Annotated in this window: 8 protein-coding genes; 5 read left to right on the top strand and 3 right to left on the bottom strand. The window is 64.6% G+C overall.

The annotated features are described in order from the left end of the window. From VGD10_RS00455 to VGD10_RS00440, 4 genes are all read left to right on the top strand, one after another. Positions 1 to 824, top strand: an 824-nt coding sequence (locus tag VGD10_RS00455; protein WP_331038818.1) for a DUF6504 family protein, incomplete at its 5' end; no start/stop codon positions are given. Beyond that, positions 821 to 4,075 (top strand): error-prone DNA polymerase, encoded by a 3,255-nt coding sequence (locus VGD10_RS00450; protein WP_331038817.1) that lies wholly within the window; start codon positions 821 to 823, stop codon positions 4,073 to 4,075. The genes VGD10_RS00455 and VGD10_RS00450, both read left to right, overlap by 4 nt. A gap of 37 nt (positions 4,076 to 4,112) precedes the next feature. Beyond that, positions 4,113 to 4,547, top strand: a complete 435-nt coding sequence (locus tag VGD10_RS00445) for a hypothetical protein (protein WP_331038816.1) — start codon at positions 4,113 to 4,115, stop codon at positions 4,545 to 4,547. A 6-nt stretch (positions 4,548 to 4,553) separates the two neighbouring features. After that, entirely contained in the window at positions 4,554 to 5,678 is a 1,125-nt protein-coding gene (locus VGD10_RS00440; RefSeq protein WP_331038815.1) for an MBL fold metallo-hydrolase, read from the top strand. A gap of 6 nt (positions 5,679 to 5,684) precedes the next feature. Here the strand turns inward: VGD10_RS00440 and VGD10_RS00435 are convergent, their stop codons facing one another. Genes VGD10_RS00435 through VGD10_RS00425 form a run of 3 tightly spaced genes read right to left on the bottom strand, consistent with a single transcriptional unit; the run spans position 5,685 to position 8,078 of the window. Then, complete coding sequence (locus VGD10_RS00435) at positions 5,685 to 6,200, bottom strand: DUF3617 domain-containing protein (RefSeq protein WP_331038814.1); 516 nt, start codon at positions 6,198 to 6,200, stop codon at positions 5,685 to 5,687. Between the two features lie 15 nt (positions 6,201 to 6,215). After that, entirely contained in the window at positions 6,216 to 7,556 is a 1,341-nt protein-coding gene (locus tag VGD10_RS00430) for an amidohydrolase (protein ID WP_331038813.1), read from the bottom strand. Positions 7,557 to 7,568: 12 nt separating this feature from the next. Then, positions 7,569 to 8,078: a DUF3617 domain-containing protein gene (locus VGD10_RS00425; RefSeq protein WP_331038812.1), complete on the bottom strand. Its 510-nt coding sequence runs from the start codon at positions 8,076 to 8,078 to the stop codon at positions 7,569 to 7,571. Positions 8,079 to 8,160: 82 nt separating this feature from the next. Here VGD10_RS00425 and uvrB point away from each other — a divergent pair, with 82 nt between their 5' ends. Next, entirely contained in the window at positions 8,161 to 10,368 is a 2,208-nt protein-coding gene (gene uvrB / locus VGD10_RS00420) for an excinuclease ABC subunit UvrB (protein ID WP_331038811.1), read from the top strand. Positions 10,369 to 10,398: the final 30 nt, after the last annotated feature.

Below are 10,398 nucleotides of genomic sequence, written 5' to 3'. Positions count from 1 at the left end.
AACCGTTCGAGCCTATCGTTCCTGAAGAGGCGCCCAATATCCGCCTCGGCTTCCTCGAGCCCATCGCTACGCCCGAAGCCATTGCCGAAGCGACCGCCGAAGCCATAGGCCGCCTCGTCCCCTTGCTCGAACAGGCGGGGGTCGGCGTCCGCCGCCTAGACCTCCTCTGCGACCGGGTCGATGGCCAGGTGGAGCGGATAGGAATAGGGACCGTCCGTCCCACCCGCACCGCGCCCCATCTCGCGCGCCTCCTCTGCGCAAAGATCGAGAAGATTGATCCCGGCTTCGGCATCGAAACCATTCGCTTAGTGGCAAACCGCGTCGAACCATTGGCGCCGCAGCCCATCGAAAGCGCACTCTGGGGGGAGGAAGAGGCAACCAGCCTTTCCACCCTCATCGACCGCCTTGCGACCCGCTTGGGTTCTCACCGCATCTTCCGGATGAGCGCAGTCGAAAGCGACATTCCCGAGCGCAGCCTCCGCCGCATCGGTCCACTCGCCGAAGCTGTGGATTGGGAGCGATGGCCCCGGCCCGTGCGGCTCCTCTCCCCGCCAGAGCCTGTCGACCATGTCGTGGCCCTTCACCCAGATGGAGGACCCAAGCGCTTTACTTGGCGCGGCAGGGCCTATCGCGTCGCGAGGTCCGATGGACCCGAGCGGCTCTACGGCGAATGGTGGAGACGCAAGAACGAAGCCGAAGCGGTCCGCGACTATTTCCAGGTTGAGGATCTGGAGGGCGGCCGCTTCTGGATCTTCCGCAAGGGCGATCCGGCGATGCCCGGCACCGGCGACATGAGCTGGCACATGCACGGCCTGTTCGGATGACCTACGTCGAGCTCCAGGTCACGAGCCATTACAGCTTCCTCCGTGGCGCATCCTCGCCTGAGGAGCTGTTCTCCGCCGCCGCTGCGCTCGGCTACGATGCGCTCGCCGTCACCGACCGCAACACGGTGGGCGGTCTTGTTCGGGCGCTCCGCGGCGCCAAGGAAACCGGCGTCCGCCTCGTCGCCGGCTGCCGGCTGGACCTCGTCGACGGCAATTCGCTGCTGGTCTGGCCGGAGAACCGCGCCGCTTGGTCGCGCCTCACCCGCCTCCTCACCATCGGCAAGGACCGTGCCGACCGCAGGAAGGGCGAGAAGGGCCAATGCTTCCTCCATTGGGAGGATGTCGATGCGTGGAGCGAGGGGCTGGTCGCCGCGCTCGTGCCCGATGAAGCCGACCGGGTGACGGAGACGGCGCTTGCCCAGATGGCGGACATATTCGGCCGGCGCGCCCATCTCGCGCTCACTCACCGCCGCCGGCCGGGCGAAGTTCAGCGCCTCCATGCGCTGGACAGCCTCGCCGCCCGCTTCGGCATCCGCAGCCTTGCGACCGGCGACGTCCTCTACGACGGTCCCGACAAGCGCATGCTGCAGGACGTGGTCACCGCCATCCGCGAAAAATGCACGATCGACGACCTTGGCTTCCGCCGCGAGCGCTTCGCCGACCGTTACCTCAAATCCCCGGCGGAAATGGAACGCCGCTTCCGCCGCTTCCCCGACGCCATCCGTGCCACCCGCGACATAGCCGACCGCTGCACCTTCGACCTCCGCGAACTCAGCTATCAATATCCTGACGAGATCGTGATGACGCGCCGCTCGCCGCAGAAGGCGCTCGAGAGGCTGTCCTGGATAGCGCTCAACCAGCTTTTCCAGAACCGGCCGCCGAAAAGATACAGGAAGCTTCTTACCTATGAACTCAAGATGGTCGCCCGCTGGCGCTATGCTCCTTACTTCCTTACCGTGAATTCCATCGTCGAGTTCGCCCGCAGTCAGGAAATTCTCTGCCAGGGGCGAGGTTCGGCGGCCAATTCCATGATCTGCTATGTGCTCGGCGTCACTTCCATAGACCCGATAAAGCACAGCCTTCTTTTTGAGCGATTCCTGTCGGACGACCGAGACGAACCTCCCGATATCGACGTCGATTTCGAGCACGAACGGCGCGAGGAGGTGATCCAATGGATCTATGAAACTTATGGTCATCGTCATGCCGCCCTCGCGGCCGTGGTCAGCCGCTACCGTACGCGCGGCGCGGTGCGGGAAGTCGGTAAAGCACTTGGGCTTTCAGAGGATGTGACCGGCGCCATTTCGGGCCAGATCTGGGGCTGGTCGGCGGAAGGCGTAGCCGAGAGGCATATCGACGAGCTCAACCTCGACAAGTCGGATCCACGGCTAGCTCTAACGCTGGATCTTGCAGGCCAACTGATTGGCACCCCTCGACATCTCAGCCAACATCCAGGCGGCTTCGTTCTTACCCGCGACCGGTTGGACGATCTCATCCCCATTGAACCTGCGGCGATGGAGGATCGGTGGGTCGTCGAATGGGAAAAGGACGACCTCGAAGAATTGCACATGATGAAAGTCGACGTGCTCGGCGTCGGCATGCTGGGCTGCATGCGCCGCGCCTTCGATCTGCTGGCTGAACATAAAGGCAAGCGCCTCACTCTTGCGTCCGAAGAGATGCAGGAGGACGATCCAGAAGTTTACGACATGATCTGCGCGGCCGACACGATCGGCGTCTTCCAGATCGAAAGCCGCGCGCAGATGTCGATGCTCCCCCGGCTTCGGCCACGCGAATTCTACGACATCGTCATCCAGGTCGCGATTGTCCGGCCAGGCCCGATCCAGGGTAATATGGTGCATCCCTATCTCCGCCGACGGGAGGGAAAGGAGCCGGAGGAATATCCTTCCAAGGAACTGAAAGCCGTCCTCAAGAAGACGAAAGGCGTGCCGCTCTTCCAGGAGCAGGCGATGAAGGTCGCGATCGTCGGTGCCGGGTTCACACCCGCCGAGGCGGACTCCCTTCGCCGTGCCATGGCCACGTTCAAAACCACCGGCGGCGTCGAGCACTTTGAGGAGCGGATGGTCAAAGGAATGATGGCGAAAGGCTATGGTAAGGATTTCGCCGAGCGCACGTTCCGCCAGATCAAGGGCTTCGGAAGCTATGGCTTCCCCGAAAGCCATGCGGCGAGCTTCGCCAAGATCGCCTACGCTTCCTCATGGATGAAATGCCACCATCCGGACATCTTCTGCGCCGCCTTGCTCAATGCGCAGCCGATGGGTTTCTACCAGCCCGCCCAGCTCGTCCGCGATGCGCAGGATCATGGCGTCGAGGTGCGGCCGGTCTGCATCAATGCCAGCCGCTGGGACTGCACGCTCGAGGAAGGCGAGGGGCTCCTCCCGCTCCGCCTCGGCCTCCGCATGGTCCGCGGCCTGTCCAACGACCATGCCGGCAGGATCATCGCCGTTCGGGGCCGGGCGCCCTTCACCGGCATCGAGGATGTCTGGCTCCGCTCCGGCGTTCCGCTGGCGGCGCTGGAGAAAATTGCCGATGCCGACGCCTTCGCCTGCTTCGGCCTCGATCGGCGGCAGGCGCTCTGGCAGGTGCGGGGGCTCGGCGCCGCGCCGCTGCCGCTCTTCGCCGCCGCCGATGCGCGGGAGGAAGGCCGCGAGCCCCAAGTGGCGCTGGCGCCGCTGGGGGAAGGCCGCGAAGTCTTCGAGGATTATCGCACCGTCCAGCTTTCGCTCCGCGCCCACCCTCTAAGCTTCCTCCGGCCCGAGCTCGACCGGAGGGGGATCACCCGCTGCGGCGATCTCACGAAGGTAAAGGACGGCAGCAAGGTGGAGGTCGCCGGCATCGTCCTCATCCGCCAGCGGCCCGGCACGGCCAACGTCACCTTCATCACGGTCGAGGATGAAAGCGGCATCGCCAATGCGATCCTCTGGCAGAGCCGGTTTGAGGCGCAGCGCCGGACGGTGATGACCGCCGCGATGATCGGCGTCAAAGGCGTGGTGCAGCGCGAAGGAGAGGTGATCCACATCGTCACCGGCAGGCTTGAAGATTACACGCCCCTCCTCCGTTCGGTCGCCGATATGCCCTTCACCCACCGCGCCGGCCCGGGCGATGCCGTCAATCACCCGGGCTCCCCCGACCGGGGCGAGCGCGGCTGGAAGCCGAAGGCGCTCGTCCGCCGCGCTCCGCCCCTGCCGCCGGATGTGGAAAACACGCTCCGCCAGAAAACGCGCGACTTTCATTAGAAGCGGCTATCATGGGCGGATTCGAACGAGGTGTTCCATGCGTCCAATGTTTTTCATTGCCCTTGCCGCCGCTCTCTCAGCGCCCGCCGCCGCCCAGAAGCTGGGCGAGCGAACCGCTTCGCCGCAGGAAGTGCTGGCGCAGATGGGCTCCGGCAATTCGGACGAGGAGATCGCCCGCGCCATCACCGCCGCCTCGGCCCATCCGCTCGGCACGGCGGCAAATCCGGTGCGGGTCGGCGGGCCGGAGGGTGAACGCGCCTATATGACCCGCCTCCGCTGCGCCGACGGCTCGCCGCCCAGGATCGGCGCAGCTGCACCCGCAGGCGTCGGTGCATTCGGATCGGTGGTGAACGCCTATCCGCTAGACTGCGGCGCCGCCGCGCCCGGCAAGCTGAGCCTCGTCCTCGACATGTATCATGCCGAGCATCGGGAGGACCGCGCGCCCGCCGGCTTCACCATGGCGGCGCGCTAAGGGCCAATGCGAAGGCTTCTGAAAGGCCTCGGCACGGCCCTCCTCTTCCTCGCCGTCGCCCTCTGTTTCGCGCCGAGCCTGATCCCGCCCTTCCTCGACCGCATCTATTATCGCGGCCCGCCGAGCGATCACTTCGACGGCGAGCGCTTCTTCAATCCCGGCTTCGGCCATTATGGGGGCGGCAATCCGCGCTCCTTCGTCAACCGCGTGCTGACAGCGGACGGCCGCGCCGAATGGCCGAGCGAGGTGCCGGTCCGCCAAACCGTGCCGCCGCGCCGCGTGAACGGGAGCGAAATGCGCGTAACCTGGATTGGGCATGCCACGGTGCTTGTCCAAACCGGGGGGCTCAACATCCTCACCGATCCGATCTGGTCGGAGCGCGCCTCCCCCTTTTCCTTCGCCGGACCGAAGCGAGTGCGGGCGCCGGGCGTAAAGTTCGAGGACCTGCCGAAGATCGATCTCGTGGTCATCAGCCACAATCATTACGACCATATGGACCTGCCGACGCTGAAGCGGCTGTGGGCGCGGGATCGGCCGCTGATTGTTACCAGCCTCGGCAACGACACGATCCTTCGAAATGCCGGAATGCCGCCGCGCGCCACGGAATATGGGCCGGGAGTGGAGGCGCTGGATTGGGGCCAGCCAACGCTTATCAGCCGTCATGAGGATCGGACCGGCGGCGGGCCTGCCTACGTCGTGCCCCTTCGCAATCATCATTGGGGCTCGCGCTGGGGCACCGATCGAAACCGGGCGCTCTGGTCTGCTTTTCTGATCAAGCTGCCCGGCGGCGATATCTTCTTTGCCGGCGACACCGGCTGGGGCGATGGCAGCTGGGTCAAAGAGGCGGCGGCGCAGGGTCCCTACCGCCTCGCCATTATCCCGATCGGCGCCTACGAACCGCGCGACTTCATGAAGACCAACCACGTTAATCCGGAAGAAGCGGTGCACATGTTCGAAATGCTGCGGCCCACCGCAGCACTCGGCATCCATTGGGGCACGTTTCAGCTCACCTTCGAAGCCATCAACGATCCGCCGTCGCGGCTGGCCAACCTGAGGCGGGCGCGCGGCATTCCGGCGAACGGCTTCCTCGCCACCGAGGTAGGAAGAACCTTCAGCGTCCCCGCACGCTGAGCATCGTCAAGAACATTCGCCGACGCGCCGCCCCTGCGTCCGCGCCTTGATCTTCATGCTGACGCCGCCGGGCAGGTCCGCCGTCTCCATGTCCATCGTCATGTCGTAGCTTTTCGGGCCGTAGGCGCCGTTCATTGCGGTCACCATCTCGCCCGGAAGGTTGCCGCCGCTGCAGGTCATCCGGCCGCTGAGCCGCCCGCCCTGCATCCGGAAATCCTGGTAGGTGCAGTCGCTATTCTGCTGCGCGGCGAGAAAGTTGGCGCTCGGCCGCGCCGCCTGCTCGGGCGTGATGCAGTTGCTGACCGTATTCCGCTGCCCGACCATCCGCTGCATCGCTTCCTTTGGCAAAGGACCGGTGACGGATACGATCTGCGTCACCGACTCCCACTGCCCCGGATCGATCTTCACCGACGCAAGCTGCGCGGCGACTTCGTTGGCGCTCATTTCGTTCGCCTCCTCCGCCGCCTGCTTGTTGCAGGCGGAAAGAAGGACGAGTGCGGCAATCGGCAGGACGCGAAACACCTGTTGGCTCTCCAGCTATTTGCTGGCGGCGGAGCCTCCCGGCTTCAGAAGGTCCAGAACCGCCACGGTCATGGCTTCAGTGCCGAGCCGAACCGAAGGTTCCGGATCGATCTTGAAGAGGGGCGAATGATGCGACGGGATCGGCGGACCACCCGCCTTCGCTGCGTCGAACGCAGCCTGCGGCGTTCCGCCCACCAGGAAGTAATAGCCCGGGACGCGGTGCTTCTCCTCCACGAAGAAGGCGAAATCTTCGGCGCCCATGCTGACCTGCTCGAACGGCGCAACGGCTTCCTTGCCGAGACCGGCCGCGAGCGTGCCGTTGAGGCGACGGGCGAGCGCAGCATCGTTGATGGTCGTCGGGGTGCCTTCCGAAACATTCACCTCGGGCAGCTTGTCCTCAGGCACGCCATGCGTCCGCGCGACGCCCTTCGCGATCCGCTCAATCGCCGCGAGAAGCTGCGCCCGCGTCTTCTCGTCATTTGCGCGGACGGTCAGCTGCAGGTTAGCACGATCGGAAATGATGTTGTGCTTGGAGCCGGCGTGAAAGGCGCCGACCGTGATCACGCCGGGCGACAGCGGCATCAGCTCGCGGCTAATGATCGATTGCAGCGCAACTACGATTTGCGAACCGATATAGACCGGGTCCTTGCCTGTATGCGGCGCGGCGCCATGCGCGCCGACGCCGTGGACCGTGATGTCGACGCTGTCCGCAGAGCTGTACTGAATGCCTTCCGACGCACTCACCTTCCCCGTCTGAAGGGCCGAGCTGACGTGGAAGGCGAGCGCGTAGTCGGGCTTCGGAAAACGGCTGTAGAGGCCGTCGGCGATCATCGCCTTAGCGCCGCCGACACGCTCTTCCGCCGGCTGCGCGATGAACAACACCGTGCCCTTCCACCGGTCCTTCATCGCCGCGAGGCGGCGCGCGGTGCCGATCAGCGACGTGATATGCACGTCATGGCCGCAGGCGTGCATAACCGGACTTTCGACGCCATCGATGCCGGTTTGCCGCGCCTTCGATGCATAGGGAAGGCCGTTCTTCTCCTCCACCGGAAGACCGTCCATGTCGGCCCGCACCAGCACGGTGGATCCCTCGCCATTGCGCATGACACCTACGACGCCGGTGCCGCCAACCCGCTCCGTCACGTCGATGCCGCCGACGGCGCGAAGCTCCTTAGCGATAATCCCGGCGGTTCGCATCTCCTTGAAGCTCAGCTCCGGGTTCTTGTGGAAGTCGAGGAACAAGGCAGCCAGGCGATTGTCGTAATCGGCCTTTACGGCGGGCGCGAAATCGGGCGCTGCTACGGCCGGGGCCGCAACGGCCGACGCGGCGGCAAGGATCAGGACTTTCAAACGCATCTTGTTCTCTCCTCAGGCGGCTTTGGGCGCGGCAGCCGTGCAGTCGCCGGTGCGGCGGCCGGTCACCTTCGCGGCGGCCTTCACGTCACCGTCGCTGGTCAGGTAGGTCTGGATGGACGAGTTCAGCTCGAAGCTATCCGCCGTGTAGCTGCCCTCGTTGCTCATCGAAATCTTACCGGCGAGGCCGGGGCGGGTGCACGAGATGCTGGCGTTCACCCGCCCCCGCGACATGTAAACAGTGTTGTAGCTGCAATCGTCCATGCCGGCGAGCACCGCTGCAGGGGGTTTCTTCCCGTCCGCCTCGGCGACGCAGCCGCTGTAGGTTGTCTTGCCGGTCTTCAGAACCGGGGTGCCGTTATCCTGTGAATCCACCTGGGTGATCTCCACGACGGTTTCCCACTGCCCGGCCGCAAGCTTCAGGTTCGCGGCATCGGCCGCAGCCTTCGCCTTGTGGTCGGCACCGGCATCTTCCGAACAGGCCGCAAGCGCCAGCAGGGACGCGATAGCTATCATTCGCATCATATTTTCCCCTCCCGTTTCAGGATCTTCGTCCTTCTGCTCGGGAAGCTAGCGCAGGCGATGGGGAAAGACCATATGAAAGTCTATGGCGATCATGATCAGAACCGGCCTCGAAGAACCGGACACCGGACAGACGTTTGTTCCGCATCGGCCGCAGCGGCCGGAGAAGGATGAAGGCAGCAAGCGCTTCAGGATCGTGTCGGATTACGAGCCGGCCGGCGATCAGCCGACCGCTATTGCCGAGCTGGTCGAGCAGGCCCGTTCCGGCGAGCAGACGCAGGTGCTGCTCGGCGTCACCGGGTCGGGCAAGACCTTCACGATGGCAAAGGTGATCGAGGAGCTGCAACGCCCGGCCCTAATCCTCGCGCCGAACAAGATCCTGGCGGCGCAGCTCTACGGCGAGTTCAAGAGTTACTTCCCGGAAAATTCGGTCGAATATTTCGTCAGCTATTACGACTATTACCAGCCCGAAGCCTATGTGCCGCGCACCGACCTCTACATAGAGAAGGAAAGCTCGATCAACGAAGCGATCGACCGCATGCGCCACTCGGCGACGCGGGCGCTTCTGGAGCGGGACGACGTGATCATCGTCGCCTCCGTCTCCTGCCTCTATGGCATCGGCTCGGTAGAAACCTATTCAGCCATGACCTTCAGCCTGAAGAAAGGCGAAACGGTCGACCAGCGCGAGATCGTTCGGAAGCTCGTCGCGCTTCAGTACAAGCGCAACGACCAGGCCTTCGCGCGCGGCAATTTCCGCGTCCGCGGCGATAATCTCGAGCTCTTTCCGTCCCACTATGAAGACACCGCCTGGCGCATCGCTTTCTTCGGCGACGAGATCGAGGAGATCGTCGAATTCGATCCCCTGACCGGTAAGAAGATCGCCAGCCTTGATTATGTGAAGGTCTATGCGAACTCCCACTATGTGACGCCCGGCCCAACGCTGAAGCAGGCGATGGAAGCGATCCGGCACGAGCTTTCCGAGCGACTGAAGGAGCTGGTCGCGGAAGGCAAGCTGCTGGAGGCGCAGCGGCTCGAGCAGCGCACCAACTTCGACCTCGAGATGATCGCCGCGACCGGCTCATGCGCGGGTATCGAAAATTACAGCCGCTTCCTCACCGGCCGCCTCCCCGGAGAGCCGCCGCCGACCCTCTTCGAATATCTTCCCGAAAACGCTCTGCTCTTCGTCGACGAGAGCCACCAGACCGTGCCGCAGATCGGCGCCATGGCGCGCGGCGACCACCGGCGGAAGCTGACGCTTGCCGAATATGGCTTCCGTCTGCCAAGCTGCATCGACAACCGGCCGCTCCGCTTCAACGAATGGGATGCGATGCGCCCGCAGACCGTCGCGGTCTCCGCGACGCCCGGCGGCTGGGAGATGGAACAGACCGGCGGCGTCTTCTCCGAACAGGTCATTCGCCCCACCGGCCTCATCGACCCGCCGGTCGAAATCAAGCCGGTCGAGGACCAGGTCGACGACCTTATCCACGAGGCAAAGCTCACCGCGCAGAAGGGTTATCGCACGCTGGTTACGACGCTGACGAAGCGCATGGCGGAGGACCTAACGGAGTTCCTCCACGAGGCGGGGCTGCGCGTCCGCTACATGCACAGCGACGTCGAGACGCTGGAGCGTATCGAGCTGATCCGCGACCTCCGTGTCGGCGTCTACGACGTGCTGGTGGGCATCAACCTGCTGCGCGAGGGGCTCGATATCCCGGAATGCGGGCTGGTCGCGATCCTCGACGCCGACAAGGAGGGTTTCCTCCGCTCAGAGACGTCGCTGATCCAGACGATCGGCCGCGCGGCGCGGAATGTCGAAGGCCGCGTCATTCTCTATGCCGACCGCATCACCGGATCGATGGAGCGCGCGCTCAACGAAACCGACCGCCGCCGCCAGAAGCAGGAAGAATATAACGCGGAGCACGGCATCACGCCGACCACGATCAAGCGCAACATCAGCGACATCCTTGCCGATGTCTCGAACCGCGACAGCGTTATGGTCGACACTGGCGACGAAGATGCACCGCACCTCGTCGGCCACAATCTCCGCGCCTATATCGAATACCTCGAGCAGCGGATGCGCAAGGCCGCGGCCGATCTCGAATTCGAGGAGGCCGGCCGCCTCCGCGACGAAATCCGCCGCCTCGAGGCGGACGAGCTTGGGCTGCCCGATCATCAGAAGAAGGCGTCGGTGCTCGGCCACTCCGTCAGCGGCAAGCCGGGCACGCGCGCGACCCGCTTCGGCAAGCAAAGGGCCGTTCGCGCCGAACGGCGAGCGCGCGGCGGAAGGCGCTGAGGCCTTGGATCGAATTGCGGCCGACACGGT

The sequence above is a fragment of the Allosphingosinicella sp. genome (assembly GCF_036402135.1).
GTDB lineage: Bacteria > Pseudomonadota > Alphaproteobacteria > Sphingomonadales > Sphingomonadaceae > Allosphingosinicella.
This window is presented reverse-complemented; position numbering and strand designations above follow the sequence as displayed.